Below are 21,250 nucleotides of genomic sequence, written 5' to 3' on the forward strand. Positions count from 1 at the left end.
GTGGTAAAGTTGTTTGATTTGTGTTATAGTGAATATGCATGGGATGGCCTTTCTAAATGATTTATTAAGCAATTCTATTTTACCAAGACTATCGTAACCATGCAAAAAAGCAACGGCAAATCCGTTGTTTTTTTGGGAAATAAGGGACTATTGTCCCAGACTCTTTAATCTTGGATATATTTCTTAATTGTGGCTTCATTAAGCCCTACTGTACTTACATAATAACCTTCTGCCCAGAAATGCGGATTCCCAAACTTGTACTTGAGATTAGCGTGTTTGTCAAACATCATGAGTGAACTTTTTCCTTTTAAATAACCCATGAAACTTGAAATACTTATCTTTGGTGGAATACTTACTAACATATGTACATGGTCTGGCATTAAGTGACCCTCGATAATTTCAACTCCTTTATAACTACACAAGCAATGAAATATTTCGCCTAAACTACTTCGATATTGATTATAGATGACTTTTCGTCTATACTTAGGGGTGAACACAATGTGATACTTACAGTGCCACTTTGTGTGCGATAAACTGTGTGCCTTTTGTGCCATATTTTTCTCCTTTCGCTTTATAATTGGCTTGAACACCTTTATTGTATCGCGTTTGGAGTTTTTTGGGTATAATCTTCGACACGCACCCGCATAGCGGGTGGTTTTTTTGTCTCGCACCTAACGGAGCGAGACGGACTAATAGTCACATAATTAGCCGTAATCTTTTCCTATAAAAATTTGCATTCTACTATCACTTTTCAATCTTCATTTTCAGTTTAATGGTCCCAGGAAAATATAGTAAATTCAGATTCTCCTATTTTATCCTAGGCTATTTTTCTTGACTTTACTAGGCTTTTCTTTTAATATATATGTATAAATATATATGGAGGTTTATTATGAATATCTTGCTGACTAAAAAAGAACAAGACTTGCTATTCTTACTGGAAGAATTGACCAAGCACCATGATTGGATAGAAATTCCAGTCTTAGCTAAAAATCTGAATTTTTCAATAGAAGAATTGCAAGAACATCTTTCTAGGCTCGAGCAATTATTTCCAAACCTCCTAATTCAATCAAGAAAAAAAGGCATCCAATTGCAGTTTGACTTCCAAAACACCTTGGATCCTCGAATTGCAATCTTTGAACAATCTACAACCTACTCTTTTTTGAACTGTCTGTTTTTCAAAGAGGGACAATCACTTGACCAAATGTGCCAGGCGCTTTCGACTAATCCAGAGCAGATTGAGGAAATCATTCATCGTCTTAACACACTCCTTCCCCAACACTACAATATCACTATCCAACCTTCCCCTTTGGTCATGGAGGGAACAGAAGAGGACATCCGCGCCTTTTATCTGGACTACTTTAGCCAAAGTTACACCTTTCTTGATTGGCCCTTCCCTTCTATTTCTGAAGAAGCACTCACTCACTTGATTCAGCTATTTTTGAAGGCCCAACAAGTTTCACCCAACCTCAGTAGTTTACGGCAAATCAAATATACTCTAGCTATCAATCTGGAGCGCTTTAATAAGAGTCATTTGATTGAAAATCCTACTCCTCTTTTAACCAGTCATTACAGCTCCCTCATGCAGATTCCGCAGTTTGCACAAGAGATCAAAAAGCTGGCTAAAAAGCTACATTTTGAAGCTACAAAGGAGACACTAGAACAGCTATTTTCAAACCCAGTAAAGTCTCCTCAACTCACAAACAAGCCTAACAATGGAGCAATGGGTGATATTCAGCACATTCAAAAATCCTACCGTCTATTAAGCCAAATTCTAGAAGAACTAGCTAAAGAATTTCACCTACAGATTGAAAATCGCGAGGAATTGATTTGGCTCCTCCACTACACTGCCCAATCTGATTTCTTCCATCTACTCAGTGACCAGTCTCTTGACAAACAGAAATCCCAAATTTTAAGTAATTATCAGGTAGAATTTCCAAAACTATTTGAAGTAAGTCAACACAAATTCCAATCTTATCTGACTGAAATGGGGCTAGAAAATCACCCAAGTAAGCTACAAGAACTTGTCTACACCTTTTCGATTCAAGGGCAGCGAATTTTAGTCCAATTACTTCAAAAACTCCCCAAAATACGGGTTTTAGTCATTAGTCATTTGGATAGCCATCACGCACAAAACCTAATCGACACCCTTGCTCACTACGGTAACAATCTCTATCTATTTGATCCTTGGGAAGAATCTACTATTTCTTTCTCAATTCTCAATCAAATCCCTCACGATATTGTGATCACCACCTTTCCTGTCACTAACTCTCCTAAACCAGTTATCTACAATCGTAACTTCTCTTCTTCAGAATTATTTCATCACCTCCACCTGCTGGCTTCACAAATTCATAAAGAAAGGCTGGCTGAATCGTAACAAAATTTGTTGCGATTTTTCTTTTAGTTTAATTTTAGGAAAACGCTTGCATATTGTTTTACTACGTGCTATACTGATAAAGAAATTCATTTATAGGAGATTGATTATGAAAAGAACACCATCTCACACTGAGAAAAAAATGGTTTACAGCATCCGTTCCCTCAAAAATGGAACTGGTTCTGTCCTTATTGGAGCAAGCCTTGTCCTGCTTGCCATGGCTACACCAACTATCTCAGCAAACGAAAATACTACAAGCAATAAGGGAACTAGTAATGAAACTACTACTGCCCTTGCACAACCTCTTACTGATACAGTAGTTAACTCTGGTAAGAACGAAAGTGATATTTCTTCGCCTAATAATGCAAACACTTCCCTAGAGAAAACAGAAGAAAAACCTGCAACAGAGGCAACCACTCCTGCTGCAACCCCAGCCGATTCAGCACCACAAACCGGGCAAGATCGTTCAAGTGAACCAACTACTTCTACGAGTCCAGTAACAACTGAAACTAAAGCAGAAGAGCCAATCGAAGACAACTACTTCCGTATCCATGTCAAAAAACTTCCTGAAGAAAACAAGGATTCTCAAGGGCTATGGACTTGGGACGATGTTGAAAAACCATCTGAAAATTGGCCAAACGGAGCCTTGTCCTTCAAGGATGCCAAAAAAGATGACTATGGCTATTACCTAGATATCAAATTAAAAGGAGAGCAAGCCAAGAAAATTAGCTTCCTCATCAATAATACAGCTGGGAAAAATCTGACCGGCGATAAATCGGTAGAAAAACTGGCACCAAAGATGAATGAGGCTTGGTTGGACCAAGATCACAAGGTTTTCTCTTACGAGCCACAACCTGCAGGAACTATTCGCGTCAACTACTACCGTACAGATGGCAACTATGAGAAAAAATCTCTCTGGTACTGGGGAGATGTGAAAAATCCAAGTAGTGGTGAATGGCCTAACGGAACAGACTTTACGGCTACAGGCAAATATGGTCGCTATATCGATATTCCACTCAAAGATGCAGCTAAAGATCTTGGATTTTTATTACTAGACAGAAAGAAACAAGGAGACGATGTGAAAATCCGTAAAGAAGATTATAAGTTCACAGATTTGAAAAATCATAGCCAAATTTTCCTAAAAGACGATGACGAAACCATCTACACCAACCCCTACTATGTGCACGATATCCGCATGACAGGAGCTCAACACGTAGGAACTTCTAGCATTGAAAGTAGTTTTTCAACACTTGTCGGTGCTAAAAAAGAAGATATCCTCAAACACTCCAACATCACTAATCACCTAGGAAACAAAGTAACTATCACCGATGTTGCAATCGATGAAGCTGGTAAGAAAGTGACCTACAGCGGAGATTTCTCAGATACAAAACATCCATATACTGTTAGCTACAATTCCGACCAATTCACTACCAAAACAAGCTGGCGACTTAAAGATGAGACTTACAGTTATGATGGCAAACTTGGAGCTGACTTAAAAGAAGAAGGAAAACAAGTTGATTTAACCCTTTGGTCACCAAGTGCTGATAAGGTTTCTGTTGTTGTCTACGACAAGAATGACCCTGACAAAGTAGTTGGAACTGTCGCTCTTGAAAAAGGGGAAAGAGGAACTTGGAAACAAACTCTAGATAGCACAAACAAATTAGGAATCACAGATTTCACTGGATACTATTATCAATACCAAATCGAGCGTCAGGGTAAAACTGTTCTTGCACTCGATCCTTACGCTAAGTCTCTCGCTGCTTGGAATAGTGACGATGCCAAGATTGACGATGCCCATAAAGTGGCTAAAGCTGCCTTTGTAGATCCAGCCAAACTAGGACCTCAAGACTTAACTTATGGTAAGATTCACAACTTCAAGACTCGTGAAGATGCCGTTATCTACGAAGCTCATGTGCGTGACTTCACTTCAGATCCTGCCATTGCAAAAGACTTGACCAAACCATTTGGTACCTTTGAAGCCTTTATCGAAAAACTAGACTACCTCAAAGACTTGGGTGTGACCCACATCCAGCTCCTTCCAGTCTTGTCTTACTACTTTGTCAATGAATTGAAAAACCATGAACGCTTGTCTGACTATGCTTCAAGCAACAGCAACTATAACTGGGGATATGACCCTCAAAACTACTTCTCATTGACTGGTATGTACTCAAGCGATCCTAAAAATCCAGAAAAACGAATCGCAGAATTTAAAAACCTCATCAACGAAATCCACAAACGTGGCATGGGAGCTATCCTGGACGTAGTTTACAACCATACAGCCAAGGTCGATCTCTTTGAAGATTTAGAACCAAACTACTACCACTTTATGGATGCTGATGGGACACCTCGCACTAGCTTTGGTGGTGGACGCTTGGGAACAACCCACCATATGACCAAACGACTCCTAGTTGACTCTATCAAATATCTAGTTGATACCTACAAAGTAGATGGATTCCGCTTCGATATGATGGGAGACCATGATGCCGCTTCTATCGAAGAAGCGTACAAGGCTGCACGCGCCCTCAATCCAAACCTCATCATGCTTGGTGAAGGTTGGAGAACCTATGCTGGTGATGAAAACATGCCTACTAAAGCTGCTGACCAAGATTGGATGAAACATACCGATACTGTCGCTGTCTTTTCAGATGACATCCGTAACAACCTCAAGTCTGGTTATCCAAACGAAGGCCAACCTGCCTTTATCACAGGTGGCAAGCGTGATATCAACACCATCTTCAAAAATCTCATTGCTCAACCAACCAACTTTGAAGCTGACAGCCCTGGAGATGTCATCCAATACATCGCAGCCCATGATAACTTGACCCTCTTTGACATCATCGCCCAATCTATCAAAAAAGATCCAAGCAAAGCTGAGAACTATGCTGAAATTCATCGTCGTTTGCGACTTGGAAATCTCATGGTCTTGACAGCTCAAGGAACTCCGTTTATCCACTCTGGTCAGGAATATGGACGTACCAAACAATTCCGTGACCCAGCCTACAAGACTCCAGTAGCAGAGGACAAACAACCAAACAAATCTCACTTGTTGCGTGATAAGGACGGCAATCCATTTGACTATCCGTACTTCATCCATGACTCTTACGATTCGAGTGATGCTATTAACAAGTTTGACTGGACTAAGGCTACAGATGGAAAAGCATATCCTGAAAATGTCAAGAGCCGTGACTATATGAAAGGTTTGATTGCCCTTCGTCAATCTACAGATGCCTTCCGACTTAAGAGTCTCCAAGATATCAAAGACCGTGTCCACCTCATCACTGTCCCAGGTCAAAATGGTGTAGAAAAAGAGGATGTAGTGATTGGCTACCAAATCACTGCTCCAAATGGAGACATCTATGCAGTCTTTGTCAATGCTGACGAAAAAGCCCGCGAATTTAATTTGGGAACTGCCTTTGCCCACCTCAGAAATGCTGAAGTTTTGGCAGATGAAAACCAAGCAGGGCCAGTCGGAATTGCCAACCCGAAAGGACTTGAGTGGACTGAAAAAGGCTTGAAATTAAATGCCCTTACAGCTACTGTTCTTCGAGTCTCTCAAGGCGGTGCCATTGTTGCCCCAGCTATGGAAGAAAAACCAGAATTTGATCTTTCTAGCTTAAAACAAGAACACGGTCAAAATAACAGCCAAGACAATATGTCCAACCGAGTAGTCAAACCGGAACAGCAAACTCCAGCTCCACAAACTAAACCTGATTCTGCAAAACCAGATGCCAAAGTAGCTGATGCAGAAGATAAACCCAAGCAAGCTACAACTGATTCACAACCAGCACAAGAAGCACAACCATCATCTGTAAGTGAAGCTGTTCAAAACGAATCGGTAGAAAACTCTAGCAAGGAAAATATACCTGCGTCCCTAGCTAAACAAGCTGAACTTCCAAATACAGGAACCAAAAACGATCACAAACTCCTGTTTGCAGGAATTAGTCTCCTTGCACTCCTAGGTCTCGGGTTCTTGTTAAAAAACAAAAAAGAGAACTAAACTAGCCCTCCTATAGAACAATCCCCCAAGCCTTAACGCTCGGGGGATTGATTTTTGCACAATATTTGCCGTCATAATAAACTCGATTAGGATTTTTTATTAAGACTCTTCTAAAATCAAATTCAAACCACGTCAGCTTCACCTTGCCGTACTCAAGTACAGCCTGCGGCTAGCTTCCTAGTTTGCTCACAAGAAAAAGCCTAGATAACTAGACTTTTTAGCTTATTCTACTGTTACTGACTTAGCAAGATTACGTGGTTTGTCCACATCAAGGCCACGGTGGAGTGTTGCAAAGTAAGCGACTAATTGCGTTGGTACGACCATTGAAATTGGTGAGAGATAAGGGTGGACGGTCGTAAGAACGATGTCGTCTGTATCTTTGGCAACATTTTCTTCTGCGATAGTGAGGACTTTGGCACCACGAGCTGCCACTTCTTGGATATTTCCGCGAGTATGGTTGGCAAGGACTGGATCTGACAAGAGAGCCAAGACAGGCGTTCCTTCTTCAATCAAGGCAATAGTTCCGTGCTTGAGTTCTCCTGCCGCAAAACCTTCACACTGGATGTAAGAAATCTCTTTGAGTTTGAGACTTGCTTCCATGGCTACGTAGTAATCTTGACCACGTCCAATGTAAAAGGCATTGCGAGTTGTTTCAAGAAGCTCACGAACCTTGGCTTCAATGGTTTCTTTCTCTGAAAGAGTTGATTCGATAGACTGAGCTACGATTGACAATTCATGAACCAGATCAAAGGCTTGCGCTTTGGCATTGCCATTTGCTTCTCCAACTGCTTTTGCTAAGAAGGCAAGGGCTGCAATTTGCGCTGTATAGGCCTTGGTTGATGCTACGGCAATTTCAGGACCTGCATGAAGGAGCATGGTATGATTGGCTTCACGTGAAAGAGTTGAACCTGGTACGTTTGTCACTGTCAAGCTTGGGATTCCCATTTCATTAGCCTTGACCAAAACCTGACGGCTATCCGCCGTTTCACCAGACTGACTGATAAAGATGAAGAGTGGTTTCTTGCTGAGAAGTGGCATACCGTAACCCCACTCAGATGAAATTCCAAGTTCAACTGGTGTATCTGTCAATTCTTCCAACATTTTCTTAGAAGCAAATCCTGCGTGGTAAGATGTCCCAGCTGCAAGGATGTAGATACGGTCTGCGTCTTGAACAGCCTGGATGATAGCTGGGTCTACTACTACTTGACCAGCCTCATCTGTGTAGGCTTGGATTAGTTTACGCATAACAGTTGGTTGCTCGTCAATTTCCTTAAGCATGTAGTAAGGGTAAGTTCCTTTACCGATATCTGACAAGTCTAGCTCAGCAGTGTAGCTAGCACGCTCACGACGATTTCCATCATAGTCTTGAACTTCCACACTATCAGCCTTGACGATTACCAACTCTTGGTCATGAATTTCCATGTATTGGTTGGTTTCACGAATCATAGCCATAGCATCTGAGCATACCATGTTATAACCTTCACCAAGACCAATCAAGAGTGGTGATTTATTTTTAGCTACGTAGATGACTTCAGGATCTTGTGAGTCAACCAAGGCAAAAGCATAAGAACCACGGATGATGTGAAGAGCTTTTTTGAAGGCTTCAAGAACAGAGAGACCTTCTTCTTCCGCAAATTTTCCAATCAAGTGAACAGCGATTTCAGTATCTGTTTGCCCCTTAAAGTGGTGACCTGCAAGGTATTCTTCCTTGATTTCAAGGTAGTTCTCAATGACCCCATTGTGCACCAAAACAAAACGTTCAGTCTCAGAGCGATGTGGGTGAGCATTGTCTTCCGTTGGTTTTCCGTGAGTAGCCCAACGAGTATGTCCGATACCCGTTGTCCCCTCCACACCAGCTGTCTTAGCAGACAATTCTGCGATACGACCAACAGCCTTCACCAAGTGGTTTTCAGCACCACCTAGGACAAAAATCCCCGCAGAATCATAGCCACGGTATTCGAGCTTTTCAAGCCCTTGAATCAAAATATCAGTTGCATTTGTGTTTCCAACAACACCAACAATTCCACACATAGTATATACGACACAGACCAGCTGTGCTTTCTCCTTAAAATTGGTATAGTCTAATTCCTCTTTTATAGAATCAGCAAAAACAGTATATACTTGTTTCTTTCACTTGTCAAGAGTAAAAATTGGTATAGTTCAAATTACGCTCCTGTTAGCAAAAGACTCTGACCAATTAGGATAATCAGTCAGAGTCCTTTTTAAAATCCATTATTATCGCTTAATTCCTTGAACCAGTGCCCTGATTTCTTCAGACGACGTTCTTGCGTTTCCAAGTCTAATTCGACCAAGCCATAGCGATTTTTATAGCTATTGAGCCATGACCAGCAATCGATAAAGGTCCAAATCAAGTAGCCCTTACAATTGGCTCCGTCTTCAATGGCACGGTGAAGTTCGCGAAGATGACCTTTTACAAAGTCAATACGGTAATCATCTTGAATCATTCCATTCTCACGGAATTTTTCTTCTCCTTCAACACCCATACCATTCTCTGTCAACATCCACTCAATATTGCCATAATTTTCCTTGATATTTTGGGCAATGTCATAAATCCCTTGCTCATAAATCTCCCAGCCACGGTGAGGATTAATTTTACGTCCAGGCATCACATAAGGCTCATAAAAATGTTCTGGCAAGAGTGGACTCTCTGGATGCTTAGCAAATCGAGGAGCCATAACACGCAAAGGTTGATAGTAATTGACACCAAGGAAGTCCACCGTATTGTCACGAATGAGATCCAACTCCTCCTCTGTAGCATCAGGCAAGAGACCGTATTCATGCAAGATTTCTACCAACTCCTGTGGATAAGTCCCCAAAACAGACGGATCTAAGAAAGATTGGGCCTGAAAAAGGGCCGCAATACGAGCAGCCTTGACATCAGCAGGATGCTGGCTACGTGGATAAGCCGGTGTCAAGTTGAGGACAATCCCAATCTTGGAATCAGGCAAGAGTTCATGACAGGCCTTAACCGCCCGACTGCTGGCCAATTGTGTATGATAAGCTACTTTAACGGCTGCCTCTGCATCCACCTTATGTGGATAATGGGCATCGTAAAAATATCCAAATTCTACTGGAACAATTGGCTCGTTAAAGGTAATCCATTGATCCACTAAATCTCCATAAGTCTCAAAACAAAAACGAGCATAGTCTTCATAGGCTGAGACAGTCGCCTTATTTTCCCAACCATCACCATCCTCTTGAAGGACAAAAGGCAAATCAAAATGATAAAGATTGACTAAAAGACGAATCCCCTTAGCCTTAATAGCCTCAAAAACCTTACGATAGAAATCCACACCTTGAGCATTGACTTTTCCACGCCCTTGTGGAAAAATCCGTGACCACTGAATAGAAGTCCGAAAGGCCGTATGACCAGTCTCTAACAGTAGCTCAATATCCTTTTCCCAGTTTTCATAAAAGGTTGATGTTTTATCTGGACCAATCCCATTATAGTAACGATTTGGCTCCACTTGGTACCAATAATCCCAGAGATTATCTCCCTTACCGTCACCAGCTACACGTCCTTCTGTTTGTGGTCCAGAAGTAGAGGATCCCCAGACAAAATCCTTTGGAAATCTTAGCATACATTTACCTCTTTATCTACTCATTTTTCCCATTATACAGAAAAAACAAGGTAAAAACTAGTTACATTTTTTCCTTGTTTTTCTTCTGTTTATAGTTTTTATTTCTTGCTGAGAATTTCAAGCGTTTCAAGCACGTTATCTGCATGAACTTCGATAGTATCACCAGTCGCTTTAATCTTAACTTCTACGATGCCATCGGCCGCTTTCTTCCCAACAGTGATACGGATTGGCAATCCAATCAAGTCGCTATCACTGAATTTGACTCCGACACGTTCGTTACGGTCATCTGTCAAGACTTCGTAACCAGCTCCCATCAAGCTTGCTTCAAGCTTTTCTGTCAAGGCTTGCGCTTCTTCATCCTTGACATTGACAGTAATCAAGTGCACATCAAATGGTGCCAATTCTTTAGGGAAGTTGATTCCCCAAGCATAACGGTATTCACCTTTTGGCGTTTTGTTAACAAAGAGGCGAGCGTGTTGCTCCATCACTGCTGAAAGGAGACGGCTGACACCAATACCATAACATCCCATGATAATTGGCACAGCACGACCATTTTCATCCAAAACATCTGCCCCCATGCTTGCCGAATAGCGAGTACCGAGTTTGAAGATGTGACCAATTTCGATACCACGCGCAAAGTTAAGGACACCTTGTCCGTCTGGAGAAATTTCACCCTCACGAACTTCACGGATATCCACATATTCTGCAGTAAAATCACGACCTGGGTTCACACCAGTCAAGTGGTAGCCATCTTCGTTAGCACCGACAACTGCATTGCGAACATCTTGCACTTTACGATCTGCAATAATTTTAATATTCTCTGGCAAAGCAACTGGGCCAAGTGAACCAAATCCTGCTTGAACAACATTTGCCACTTCTTCTTCACTTGCAACGTCAAAGAAATCTGCTCCCAAGTGGTTTTTCAACTTAACTTCATTGAGTTGGTCATTTCCAACTAGAAGGGCGGCAACAAGCTCACCATCTGCCATGTAGAAGAGGGTTTTAATTGTTTGTTCTTCTGGAACATTGAGGAAGGCTGCAACTTCATCAATTGATTTAACATCTGGAGTTGCAACACGAGTCACTTCTTCTTCAGCGACAACACGGTTGCTTGGTTTGTACTCGTTTGTTGCCATTTCTAAGTTAGCCGCATAGCTAGACTCACTTGAGTAAGCAATGGTATCTTCACCAGAAACCATCCATTTGAGCAATTCTGCCTTGATTTCTTCTTGCACTTCTGCAGGAATTTCGTCAAATGAAGCAACTGACTTATCCAAGACAACCCAGCGGTCAAGGTCTGTACGGGCAGGTGTAATGGCCATAAATTCTTGGCTGTCCTTACCACCCATGGCTCCACCGTCACCAATGATAGCCTTGAAGTCTAAACCACTACGAGTAAAAATACGCTCATAAGCAGCCTTATACTCATCATAAACACTGTCCAAGCTATCATAGTTAGCGTGGAAACTGTAAGCATCCTTCATGATGAACTCACGTGTACGAAGAAGTCCATTACGTGGGCGTTTTTCATCACGATACTTAGGCTGGATTTGGTAAAGGTTGAGTGGCAATTGCTTGTAAGACTTAACAGAATCACGAACAATAGCTGTAAAGGTTTCTTCGTGAGTTGGACCTAGGATAAAGTCTGATTTTTCACGGTTTTTTAGCTTGTAAAGGTCTTCACCATAAGTTTCGTAACGACCTGATTCGCGCCACAATTCTGCACTGAGAAGGGCAGGAGCCAACATCTCAACCGCACCAATCTTGTCGAATTCTTGGCGCATGATGTTTTTAGCTTTTTCAATCACACGGTTGGCAAGTGGTAGGTAAGAATAAACACCTGCAGATACTTGACGAACATAGCCAGCTCGCAACATAAGAGCATGGCTGATAACTTGAGCATCGCTTGGCATTTCGCGAAGCGTTGGGATAGGCATTTTACTTTGTTTCATAATATTCCTCGATTATCTAAAAAAGAGTCGCATGATGTCATTCCAAGTCACAGCAATCATCAAGACAACCATGATGACCACTCCAGCCAAGGTGACATAGGTTTCAATTTCTTGTTTCAATGGTTTTCGGCGGATGGCTTCTAGGATATTGAGCACAATCTTACCACCATCCAATGCTGGAATCGGAATAAGATTAAAAATCCCGATATTGATGGAAATCACTGCCAAGAAGTACAAGACATTCTCAATTCCATTTTTAGCAGCATCACTACTTGCCTTAAAGATAGCAACAGGTCCACCTAGCTTGTTCAAATCCGGCTGGAAAATCAGATTTTTCAATGCCGAGAGAATTCGGAGAGCTGAGTCAGCAGCGGTTGTAAAACCACCTACAAACATGGACAGAAAATCTGACTTAATCCCCGGTTGAACACCTAGAAGATAGCGACCTTGATTTTCTTCTGGGGTAACCGTAACTTGTTTGTCACTACCATTTTCAGAAATAGTCACATCCAAACTTGGGGATGTCTTATCTTTGGTTTCTGTCTCCACAGCCTGAATCAAACTTTCCCAGTTACTAATTTCATGTGAGCCAATCTTGGTAATCTGTGCCGTTTCTGGCACTCCTACCTTAGCCAAAGCCCCTTGGGGCATGACATGGAACTGGTTGGTATCAACATCTCTGACACCGCCCTGCATAAAGATTAAAATCCAAAAAACAACGACACCTAAGATAAAGTTGTTCATGGGTCCTGCAAAGTTAGTAATCAGTTTCCCCCAGATAGTTGCATTTTGATATTGAACATCTAGAGGAGCAATCCGAACCTCAGTTCCGTCTGCTTCCACAACCGTTGCATCGTGATCCACTGCAAAAGTTTTTTCTTCTTCCAGAACCAATCCTTTGATAAAGAGCTTGTCTTCAAAGTCAAACTGGGTCACCTGCATAGGAAGAGCTGTTTGATCCAATTTTTTACCTGAGAGATTGATGCGTTTAACTTTACCATCATCAGTAAGGGTCAAACTGACAGGAGTTCCTGTCTTGATTTCAGTTGTATCATCACCCCAACCGGCCATACGAACGTAGCCACCCAGAGGCAAGATTCGAATGGTATAAGCCGTTCCATCCTTGCCAATATGAGCAAAGATCTTGGGTCCCATGCCAATGGCAAATTCACGCACTAGAATCCCTGATTTCTTGGCAAAGTAGAAGTGTCCGAACTCGTGCACCACCACAATAATCCCGAAAACCAGAATAAAGGTTAAAATTCCGAGCATAGTATTTCCTCCGTCTTTTGATTAAAAGAGCCCAAATAAGTGCATGATTGGAAATACGAGCAGCATACTATCGAAACGATCCAAAACACCACCATGTCCAGGGATAAATTTCCCAGAATCCTTGACACCAAAGTGACGCTTGATCGAACTTTCTAGTAAATCACCAAATTGTCCAGCAATGCTAAAGAAAATAGCAAAGACTGACATCTTGTAAATTCCATACGGAAGAGCAACTGTTCTGTCAAACATCATAAAGATAATGGTTACTAAAATCGCACCTAAAATACCACCCAAGGCACCCTCAAAGGTTTTATTTGGAGAAACTGTCGGAGCTAGTTTTCGTTTACCATAGTTCATCCCAACAAGATAGGCACCACTGTCTGTCGCCCAGACGATACACAAGGCCAAGAGAGCCTTATCTAAACCTGCAACGCGAGCATCTAGTAAAGCATTAAATCCAAAGCCTACATAGAAACTCATAGCAAGAGGGAAAACAGCGTCCTCAATCGTATAAGACTTGCTAAAAACAGTCGTTCCTAACATAATTGAAATCAACACACTATAGGCAACCACATTCCCATCAACTGGCAAAAAAGTCAGGTAATTCTCCAAGGGAATGGTCAAGGCAAAGGTTGCAAAGAGGGTCAAGAGGCCCTCCATCGTCATGGTCTCTAGACCTCTCATCTTCAAAAGTTCATGCATGGCTAGCATGGCTATGATTCCAATTGCTATCTGAAGCAAGAGTCCACCAATCATTAAAATTGGTAGGAAAATAGCCAGGGCAATCCCTGCAAACAAGGTTCTTTTCTGTAAATCCTGTGTCATATTTCCTCCTAAACTCCTCCAAATCGGCGTTGTCGACGATTGTAGGCAAGAATAGCTTCCTGCAAGGCCGCCTCGTCAAAATCAGGCCACAAGGTGTCTGTAAAATAGAGCTCACTATAGGCTCCCTGCCATGGAAGGAAATTGCTCAAACGCAATTCTCCACTAGTACGGATAATCAAGTCTGGATCTCGTAACTCCTTAGGCAAATGCTGGGTAAAAAGATAATTACCAATCAATTCCTCTGTGATGTCACCTGGGTTGATTTTGGCATCTAACACATCCTGAGAAATCAACTTAAGAGCCTGTGTAATCTCAGCACGTCCACCATAGTTGAGGGCAAAATTAAGAATCAAACCTGTATTGTTCTTAGTCAATTCCTCAGCTTTAGTCAGAGCTTCAAAAGTTTGCTTAGGAAGGCGATCTGTCTCCCCAATCATTTGAATCTTAACATTATTCGCATGCAATTCCGGGACATAATTATCATAAAACTCTACTGGCAAGTTCATGATAAACTTGACTTCCTGATCTGGACGGTTCCAATTTTCCGTAGAAAAAGCATAGACCGTAATAACCTTGACGCCTAGTTTGTTGGCTGCCTTGGTCACAGTTTGCAATGCTTCCATGCCCGCCTTATGTCCAAAAACTCGCGGTTGCATACGTTTTTTAGCCCAACGGCCATTACCATCCATGATGATGCCGATATGAGCAGGAACCTGTGTCGGAACCTCTACTTCCACAGCCTTATCTTTCTTAAAAAATCCAAACATGATCTTATTCCTATTCAAAAATCTATCGTTTTATTATACCATATTTCCCCATTTTCTTCTATCACTAAGCTATTTATTCTCAGGTACCAAGACCATTTTTCAAAAAAATAAGCCGCCTGATTTGGCGACTTTATTTTTATAGGGAGATTATTATGAAAAAGTTTTAGGAGTTTAAGTTAAGGTCTTCTTAACTTATGGACTTAGTATACACTTCCTAGCTTAAAGTTTCCTTAAGGATTTTTAAAAATCAAATTTTTCCATTTTTCCTGCCAATTTTTCTTGGATAGACGTGTTTGATAAAGTTCCATTCGGTCTTCATTCTCTAAAAAATGAGGAGTTGGACGAACTTGAAAATTCAAAATATCCTCCAAACCATAAGGTGCATAGAGTTCAAAATCGGATTCTTCATTCAAGCGTAGTCCAACAGCCGTACACCGTTCTGGATACTTACTCATAGCATCACGGGAACTGGTATAGGGAGCAGTATGAGGGCTATGCTGATGCATATAGACCTGATTTTTCAACTCCCATTGGTACTGAGGAAAATCCTCTCGTAGCTTTTTCTCCAGTAATAAGGTTTCCTCATAAGAAATATCTGGATTAAAGAAAATCACATCTACATCTGTTTCACAGTCAAAAGGGGATTTATCTGACAAGAGATTCCAGATGAAATTCCTGACAGAACCTGCTGCCAACCAAGAATCTTTCAAACCAAGGTTTCGGATGATAGTCAAAATAGCCATCATATCCGGATTTTCTCTGAAAGAGTCTAAAATTTCAGCCTTATTTTTCAATATATTCATACCCTAAATGCTCATATGCCTTAGCAGTCGCCACCCGTCCAGAACGTGTCCGCATGATAAAACCTTTTTGAATCAAGTAGGGCTCATACATGTCTTCAACTGTCTCACGCTCTTCTGCTATGTTAACAGAAAGAGTTCCTAGACCAACAGGACCACCACCGTACATCTCAATCATGGTGCGAAGGATTTTCTGGTCCACATAGTCCAGACCTTCATGGTCAACATCCAGCATAGTCAAAGCCTTATCAGTAATAAGATCATCGATAACCCCATTCCCTATAATCTGGGCAAAATCGCGCACGCGTTTGAGGAGACGATTGGCAATACGAGGGGTTCCACGACTACGTAGGGCTAATTCAGATGCTGCCTCATGAGTGATTTCCATCTCAAAAATATCTGCCGTCCGCTCAACAATTTCCGTCAAGTCAGCATGGGCATAATACTCCATGTGACCTGTAATTCCAAAACGTGCCCGTAGCGGATTTGAGAGCATACCAGCCCGAGTCGTCGCACCAATCAAAGTGAAAGGTGGCAACTCCAAATGAACACTGCGACTGCCTTCACCAGCCCCAATCATGATATCAATGTAGAAGTCCTCCATGGCACTATAAAGCACCTCTTCCACTGACATTGGCAAACGATGAATCTCATCAATAAAGAGAACATCCCCAGGCTCTAAGTCATTCAAAATCGCTACCAAATCACCGGCTTTTTCAATGACTGGACCCGAAGTCTGCTTGAGATTGACACCTAGTTCATTGGCAATAACAAAAGCCATGGTCGTTTTTCCCAAGCCTGGAGGGCCAAATAAAAGCACATGATCCAGCGCTTCATCCCGCATTTTGGCAGCTTCTATAAAGATTTGAAGCTGGTCCTTGACCTTATCCTGCCCAATATATTCACGTAAATACTGAGGACGGAGCGTGCGTTCTACTAACTCCTCGTCCCCCATTATCTCATTATCTAAAATTCTACTCATGGCTCTATTATATCAAAAAATAAATCCACAAACAAAAAAGCCACTGGATTGGTGCCTCCCGAGTTTAACACTTATGTGGAATAATATTCTACGGCACTACTACACCGCCTACGAAAGGAGGTGAGATAGCCCATGATGGAACTAATCCTTAAAACTATCATCGAACCGATTGTGGTCGGTGTCGTTCTTCGGCTAGTCGATAAATGGCTAAACAAGGACAAATAGTGTCAAAAAAGACCCCGAGCTTAATGTGGAAGTTAGCTTGGGGTCTTTTCTAGTCCATGATATAGAACTAGTACTCAATTCCTTTTTATTATCCCATAGTTCACAAAATTTTTCAAAGGTTTATACCCTCATCTACTCAGCTTGTCATTTATAAGCAAAAATAGTGTTCATCATGCGTTTATCTGCCAACAAATAAAGAAGACATGCCACCAAGGTAATCAGCCACACGGCATATACAGAAACTGTTAAAATCGTGAATTCCTCCATGATGATTAGTAGTAAATTTGCCAGATAATATCTCCCAACAACCGTTGTTAAAGTAAACAAACCTGCAAATGACAATAAAAAGGCAAGTGGTAGGGCAAGAATAAGTTCCTTCCGATATTTTCCTAAGAAGAGGACAATAATGCCAGCAGACAGTGTATAAGCAAAAGCAATTACTCCATAACCAAATCCCCACGATAAAATTGTAAGACTAGAGAAAGCAAAATCACCATCCATTAGCTCTAGGATAAGCATAGCCAAAAAGGTAAATTCACTGACTAGTAGATTTATCAACAAAGTAAGCATAAACTTCGCTTGGAGTAATCGTTTCAAATCGATAGGAATCAGTCTGAGATTTGAAATCGTTTTAGACACTTGTTCTATTCTTATCGAATCCACTAAAATCATGCTCGCAAAAGGAAGGAGAAAATAGTAGTTCAAAAAGAAGAAACCATTTTCTACATACCAGCCATTCACACTACCGTACGAATGTCCTTGATAAATCTGATGACCAATCATAAACTCTAACAAAAAGAGCAGGATGGTTACAAAGGGAATCATATACAGTATCTTTCGCCTTCTTAGTTTAATCAATTCTAGCATCAACATTTATTCATCCACCTTTCTTAACCAAGATTTAATGGACAAGAAAGACACAACAAGTAAAGATAAACCTAGTACAATAATCGATAAGATAGCTGGCTGTTGAAGCACCACTCCTTCTCTGTTTCCTTCCCAGATTAAACTGTTAGCACTTGTTACTGGAATGATATTTGGACTCGTCCTTGCTAAAAAAAATGACACTAAAACATACATGACACCGACCAAATTTCCAACTATCTCCTTGCCTCTGACTTTTATCATGACCAAAGCAACTAAAGGAAATACTCCCATGGGAATTAAGACACCACTACTCATACAAAGATAGAAAAATCTTAATAATAAAGACAAACTGACTGTCGAAGAAAAGCGGGATAGTAATGCGAATAAGGAAACCGAAATATAGGTGAATAACATGATACACAGAGCATTGATTTCTATATACAAAATCTTAGCCCAGAATGTCTTCATTAGATTTGCTGAAGCGAGTTTCAAGTTGTTCATGATGCGATAGCGATATTCTACACCAAATGCCTGTATTGTATAGGAAACACAATACAAAGGGAGAATCAAAAAGTTTAAATAAGACAAAGAAAATTTATAGACAAAGGGAAAGGAGTCAAACAAGCCTCTCGCATCATTTACATAATAACAGATGAGAGCTAGGTAGAGGGAAACAACACCATATAAGACAAAATTCAGTTTTTGATGCCTTTGTTTGAGAAATTCAATCTTCACTAAATCAAGCAATTCCCTCACCTCCTGTTACCCGCTTAAAGTAATTCTCTAAACTTTCATTGTTTTTATAAGAATATTCTTTTAGAACTATTCCGTTGTCTTTTAAGGAGTTAGATACGACCGCAATGTCAAAAGTAGGTGATTCTCCCTGAAGTTCAAGTTCTATATCCGAAAGAATACTAATCTGTTCTTGCAGATTTATCCTGCAAAGCACTTCCTTAGCTTGAGAAGCATCCGAAACAATTAGGTGGATTTTTCTTTTCTCTGCACCATCTATCAAATCCTGCATAGTCTTTTCAGCCATAAGGTGGGCATCATGCAGTATCCCAACTCTATCTACAAGCTTTTCAAGTTCTGAAATAATGTGACTGGATATTAAAATCGAAATGCCATGATTGGTACTGAGTTCCTTTAGATAACGGCGCATTTCAAGGATACCAATAGGATCTAAACCATTTGTTGGTTCATCTAATATCAGAATTTTCGGCTGGTGCATAATAGCGTTAGCAATTGCCAACCGTTGCTTCATTCCTAGAGAATACTGTTTGAATAGTTTTTTATTTTCTCCATCTAATCCTACTACTTGTAAAGCTTGCTCTACTTGTTTTAGCGAAACTCCTCTCAATCTCGCAAAAATAGAAAGATTTTCAGGCCCCGTTAAATTAGGATAAAAAGAAGCACTGTCCAATACCACACCGATTTGAGATAGCAAGTCCTTAGAAAATTCACCTAACAGTTTTTCAGATAGAATATTCACTTCACCACTATCCATAGCTGTCAAGCCTAAAATAGCCTTGATAAAGGTTGTCTTTCCAGCTCCATTTCTTCCTAGTAAGCCATAAATTTCTCCCTGTTTTAGCGTAAAGTCTATCTTATCTAAGATAATTTTCCCATCATAGGATTTTGATAAATTAGATGTCTGTATTACTGGATTTCTCATTTTATTCTCCTCCTAATATCTATACACCCACATCAAAAGACATAATAGAGTAGTTCCTGTATAACTACTTATATGAGAAGGTAATAAGGTATAGCAAACTTACAGTACCCCCTTTAAGTCCTTCAATCTATGACACGATTCATTATATAAATGTTACTTCACAAACATTTAATAAATAAATCCTCCAGTCCAAGATTAACTACACTAATTGTTGAATCTTGTTGTATAACTCTCGAACCCAAAATATATTGTAGTTGATTTATAGCTTTTTAAAGCAAACGCTTACAAAATAATCCTGAAAAAAGATGATATAAAATGATTTTACGAAACTTTGCTAAAATACTCATATTAACCACCTTTTTCTTATCTTTACACTTGTAAGTGTACTACTTTAAATCTTCTTTGTCAATAAAAATATTCTTTTTTTCAGTTTATTTTCTATTTATTCTTTTGAGACTATTTTTGTGTCAGGAAGTTGAAAAATAGAGATTAAAAGTATATAATTAATCATAAATTTATTTAAAGAAGGTTTAAAGATGAGCATATTATCTGACAAACTAAAAGCAAAGAGAAAAGAAAAAGGCTTCTCACAAAAAACACTTTCCGAAGGAATTTGTGAGCAAAGCCAAATCAGCAAAATAGAGCGTGGCAACTATATGCCTGCTGCTGATTTACTCTATAAACTTGCAAATCGGCTTCAAGTTCCTTTAGAATATTTTTTCGATGAACAGATTGAAATGACTTCCAATATAACACCGTTTAAGAAATTAGCAGAAAAATTACTTGAAGATCGAAATTACGAGGATTTAGAATACCTCTTAAACTTAGAAAAAGAAAAGTCTCAGTATCTGTCTACTGAGGATGAATTTTATCTTCTATGGATTCAAGCGATTATCCTTTTCTACTTACATAGTTCCAAAGATGAAGCTATCGCCAGTCTAGAAAACGCTTTGCCAAAGCTTTCGATCAGCTCATCTGTGTATCTTAAACTTCTCAATACTTTATCTAATTTTTATTTTTCTGTAGGGCGTGATGCAGAATATGAAGAAAATAACTCACTTCTTATCAGTTTGTATCAGGAAAAAGATTTAAACCACCAAGAGTTTTTATTTGGTTATATTCGAGTTAAACATAATTTCGCCTATTATTTACACTCTAAAGGGAAGGAGTTAGAAGCTGTCCAAGAAGCCTTAGAAACCATTGACTTTTGTAAACAAAAAGAGACCAGCTATCAGCTGGCGCCTCTTTTAACTATCGTTGCGAACGCCGGAAAAGATTTTTTAAAGCACGATGAAATTCTTGACTATTATTTACAGGCTCGTGATATCTGTAAAATATACGAGCACAAGCTCTTGATGGCTAAGATTGACCATTTTTTGAAAGATAAGGATAGGTGACTTCGATCGTAATAAGTTATAATTACCAATTAGCTAGAAACATAAAAGTGGAGAGGAACTAATGTAGTTTTCTCCACTTTTGTTAATATCCCCTCTTCCACTTGTATCCTGCCCAGCATGCTAAAGCCAGTAAAACTAAATTAAAGATGATAAAGAAAGTCACAAAACCAAATAATCCATTCTGGGATAAATCTTCTACATAAAGGTTGGATTCAGTAAAGAACAGATAAATTCCATAACCCTCCACGAAAATAAGAAAACTGACAAAACCAATCATAAGTCTGAGAAAAAAGTCTTTAAAATCAAAAAACGCATAATATCAGTGTTGAAAATGTACTGACCCCAAAAAGTTAGACAATTAATTTATCCGAAGGATTTAGTTCTGTATTGTACAGGGCTAAGTCCTTTTAGTTTTACCTTAATTCGTTTATTGTTGTAGTAATCAATATAGTCTACAATGGCTTGTTCCAATTGCTTAAGCGACTGAAATGACTTCTCATAACCGTAAAACATTTCCG

General features: G+C 40.1%; 17 protein-coding genes and 1 pseudogene. 4 read left to right on the forward strand and 14 right to left on the reverse strand.

Annotation, left to right across the window (positions count from 1 at the left end; all coding sequences use genetic code 11):
- Positions 1-167: 167 nt before the first annotated feature.
- Positions 168-554: pseudogene (tnpA, locus tag GEZ85_RS06620) on the reverse strand (IS200/IS605 family transposase); the annotation flags it as partial.
- Positions 555-889: 335 nt separating this feature from the next.
- On the opposite strand from tnpA, the gene GEZ85_RS06625 reads away from it, so the two are divergent.
- Together GEZ85_RS06625 and GEZ85_RS06630 are read left to right on the forward strand one after the other, a co-directional pair.
- On the forward strand, positions 890-2,374 hold the full coding sequence (locus GEZ85_RS06625) for an AcpB/EbpR/MafR family transcriptional regulator (RefSeq protein WP_153209836.1): 1,485 nt from the start codon (positions 890-892) through the stop codon (positions 2,372-2,374).
- A gap of 106 nt (positions 2,375-2,480) precedes the next feature.
- Positions 2,481-6,368: a pullulanase gene (locus GEZ85_RS06630; protein ID WP_153209835.1), complete on the forward strand. Its 3,888-nt coding sequence runs from the start codon at positions 2,481-2,483 to the stop codon at positions 6,366-6,368.
- Between the two features lie 222 nt (positions 6,369-6,590).
- Here the strand turns inward: GEZ85_RS06630 and glmS are convergent, their stop codons facing one another.
- The 8 genes from glmS to ruvB all read right to left on the reverse strand — a co-directional run bounded on the left by glmS (position 6,591) and on the right by ruvB (position 16,568).
- On the reverse strand, positions 6,591-8,399 hold the full coding sequence (gene glmS / locus GEZ85_RS06635) for a glutamine--fructose-6-phosphate transaminase (isomerizing) (protein WP_153209834.1): 1,809 nt from the start codon (positions 8,397-8,399) through the stop codon (positions 6,591-6,593).
- A gap of 191 nt (positions 8,400-8,590) precedes the next feature.
- The gene (bglA, locus tag GEZ85_RS06640; protein ID WP_153209833.1) at positions 8,591-9,970 is read right to left on the reverse strand and encodes a 6-phospho-beta-glucosidase; all 1,380 of its coding nucleotides are present in this window, start codon (positions 9,968-9,970) and stop codon (positions 8,591-8,593) included.
- 98 nt (positions 9,971-10,068) lie between these two features.
- Positions 10,069-11,922 (reverse strand): proline--tRNA ligase, encoded by a 1,854-nt coding sequence (locus GEZ85_RS06645; RefSeq protein ID WP_153209832.1) that lies wholly within the window; start codon positions 11,920-11,922, stop codon positions 10,069-10,071.
- A gap of 12 nt (positions 11,923-11,934) precedes the next feature.
- Entirely contained in the window at positions 11,935-13,194 is a 1,260-nt protein-coding gene (gene rseP, locus GEZ85_RS06650) for an RIP metalloprotease RseP (RefSeq protein ID WP_153209831.1), read from the reverse strand.
- A gap of 21 nt (positions 13,195-13,215) precedes the next feature.
- Complete coding sequence (locus tag GEZ85_RS06655; RefSeq protein ID WP_023946755.1) at positions 13,216-14,019, reverse strand: phosphatidate cytidylyltransferase; 804 nt, start codon at positions 14,017-14,019, stop codon at positions 13,216-13,218.
- An 8-nt stretch (positions 14,020-14,027) separates the two neighbouring features.
- Positions 14,028-14,786: an isoprenyl transferase gene (locus GEZ85_RS06660; protein ID WP_153209830.1), complete on the reverse strand. Its 759-nt coding sequence runs from the start codon at positions 14,784-14,786 to the stop codon at positions 14,028-14,030.
- Between the two features lie 230 nt (positions 14,787-15,016).
- Entirely contained in the window at positions 15,017-15,589 is a 573-nt protein-coding gene (locus tag GEZ85_RS06665) for a nucleotidyltransferase family protein (protein ID WP_084862782.1), read from the reverse strand.
- Positions 15,570-16,568, reverse strand: a complete 999-nt coding sequence (gene ruvB / locus GEZ85_RS06670; protein WP_023946759.1) for a Holliday junction branch migration DNA helicase RuvB — start codon at positions 16,566-16,568, stop codon at positions 15,570-15,572. Before ruvB ends, GEZ85_RS06665 begins: the two co-directional genes overlap by 20 nt.
- Before the next feature lie 132 nt (positions 16,569-16,700).
- On the opposite strand from ruvB, the gene GEZ85_RS06675 reads away from it, so the two are divergent.
- A complete protein-coding gene (locus GEZ85_RS06675; protein ID WP_084862780.1) occupies positions 16,701-16,793 on the forward strand; it encodes a type I toxin-antitoxin system Fst family toxin in 93 nt (30 codons plus the stop codon).
- Between the two features lie 144 nt (positions 16,794-16,937).
- Here GEZ85_RS06675 and GEZ85_RS06680 read toward each other — a convergent pair whose 3' ends face one another.
- The 3 genes from GEZ85_RS06680 to GEZ85_RS06690 are packed head-to-tail and all read right to left on the reverse strand — an operon-like array spanning position 16,938 to position 19,335.
- A complete protein-coding gene (locus GEZ85_RS06680; RefSeq protein WP_125454381.1) occupies positions 16,938-17,666 on the reverse strand; it encodes an ABC transporter permease in 729 nt (242 codons plus the stop codon).
- On the reverse strand, positions 17,667-18,407 hold the full coding sequence (locus tag GEZ85_RS06685; RefSeq protein ID WP_153209829.1) for an ABC transporter permease: 741 nt from the start codon (positions 18,405-18,407) through the stop codon (positions 17,667-17,669). It lies immediately after the preceding gene.
- Entirely contained in the window at positions 18,400-19,335 is a 936-nt protein-coding gene (locus GEZ85_RS06690; protein WP_125454379.1) for an ABC transporter ATP-binding protein, read from the reverse strand. Before GEZ85_RS06690 ends, GEZ85_RS06685 begins: the two co-directional genes overlap by 8 nt.
- A gap of 536 nt (positions 19,336-19,871) precedes the next feature.
- Here GEZ85_RS06690 and GEZ85_RS06695 point away from each other — a divergent pair.
- Positions 19,872-20,732, forward strand: a complete 861-nt coding sequence (locus GEZ85_RS06695; protein WP_084888245.1) for a helix-turn-helix domain-containing protein — start codon at positions 19,872-19,874, stop codon at positions 20,730-20,732.
- Between the two features lie 82 nt (positions 20,733-20,814).
- Here the strand turns inward: GEZ85_RS06695 and GEZ85_RS10370 are convergent, their stop codons facing one another.
- The gene (locus tag GEZ85_RS10370; RefSeq protein WP_150922741.1) at positions 20,815-21,009 is read right to left on the reverse strand and encodes a DUF5966 family protein; all 195 of its coding nucleotides are present in this window, start codon (positions 21,007-21,009) and stop codon (positions 20,815-20,817) included.
- An 86-nt stretch (positions 21,010-21,095) separates the two neighbouring features.
- Positions 21,096-21,250 (reverse strand): IS3 family transposase (locus GEZ85_RS06700; protein ID WP_000352965.1); only part of this gene is annotated, 155 nt, incomplete at its 5' end.

The sequence above is a fragment of the Streptococcus mitis genome (assembly GCF_009496205.1).
GTDB lineage: Bacteria > Bacillota > Bacilli > Lactobacillales > Streptococcaceae > Streptococcus > Streptococcus mitis_BN.

What these genes read in the sequence shown, in the direction of transcription:
- GEZ85_RS06625 (WP_153209836.1), top strand. Translation starts at nt 890, where the DNA reads ATGAATATCTTGCTGACTAAAAAAGAACAAGACTTGCTATTCTTACTG.
- GEZ85_RS06630 (WP_153209835.1), top strand. Translation starts at nt 2,481, where the DNA reads ATGAAAAGAACACCATCTCACACTGAGAAAAAAATGGTTTACAGCATC.
- glmS (WP_153209834.1), bottom strand. Translation starts at nt 8,399, where the DNA reads ATGTGTGGAATTGTTGGTGTTGTTGGAAACACAAATGCAACTGATATT.
- bglA (WP_153209833.1), bottom strand. Translation starts at nt 9,970, where the DNA reads ATGCTAAGATTTCCAAAGGATTTTGTCTGGGGATCCTCTACTTCTGGA.
- GEZ85_RS06645 (WP_153209832.1), bottom strand. Translation starts at nt 11,922, where the DNA reads ATGAAACAAAGTAAAATGCCTATCCCAACGCTTCGCGAAATGCCAAGC.
- rseP (WP_153209831.1), bottom strand. Translation starts at nt 13,194, where the DNA reads ATGCTCGGAATTTTAACCTTTATTCTGGTTTTCGGGATTATTGTGGTG.
- GEZ85_RS06655 (WP_023946755.1), bottom strand. Translation starts at nt 14,019, where the DNA reads ATGACACAGGATTTACAGAAAAGAACCTTGTTTGCAGGGATTGCCCTG.
- GEZ85_RS06660 (WP_153209830.1), bottom strand. Translation starts at nt 14,786, where the DNA reads ATGTTTGGATTTTTTAAGAAAGATAAGGCTGTGGAAGTAGAGGTTCCG.
- GEZ85_RS06665 (WP_084862782.1), bottom strand. Translation starts at nt 15,589, where the DNA reads ATGAATATATTGAAAAATAAGGCTGAAATTTTAGACTCTTTCAGAGAA.
- ruvB (WP_023946759.1), bottom strand. Translation starts at nt 16,568, where the DNA reads ATGAGTAGAATTTTAGATAATGAGATAATGGGGGACGAGGAGTTAGTA.
- GEZ85_RS06675 (WP_084862780.1), top strand. Translation starts at nt 16,701, where the DNA reads ATGATGGAACTAATCCTTAAAACTATCATCGAACCGATTGTGGTCGGT.
- GEZ85_RS06680 (WP_125454381.1), bottom strand. Translation starts at nt 17,666, where the DNA reads ATGTTGATGCTAGAATTGATTAAACTAAGAAGGCGAAAGATACTGTAT.
- GEZ85_RS06690 (WP_125454379.1), bottom strand. Translation starts at nt 19,335, where the DNA reads ATGAGAAATCCAGTAATACAGACATCTAATTTATCAAAATCCTATGAT.
- GEZ85_RS06695 (WP_084888245.1), top strand. Translation starts at nt 19,872, where the DNA reads ATGAGCATATTATCTGACAAACTAAAAGCAAAGAGAAAAGAAAAAGGC.
- GEZ85_RS10370 (WP_150922741.1), bottom strand. Translation starts at nt 21,009, where the DNA reads ATGATTGGTTTTGTCAGTTTTCTTATTTTCGTGGAGGGTTATGGAATT.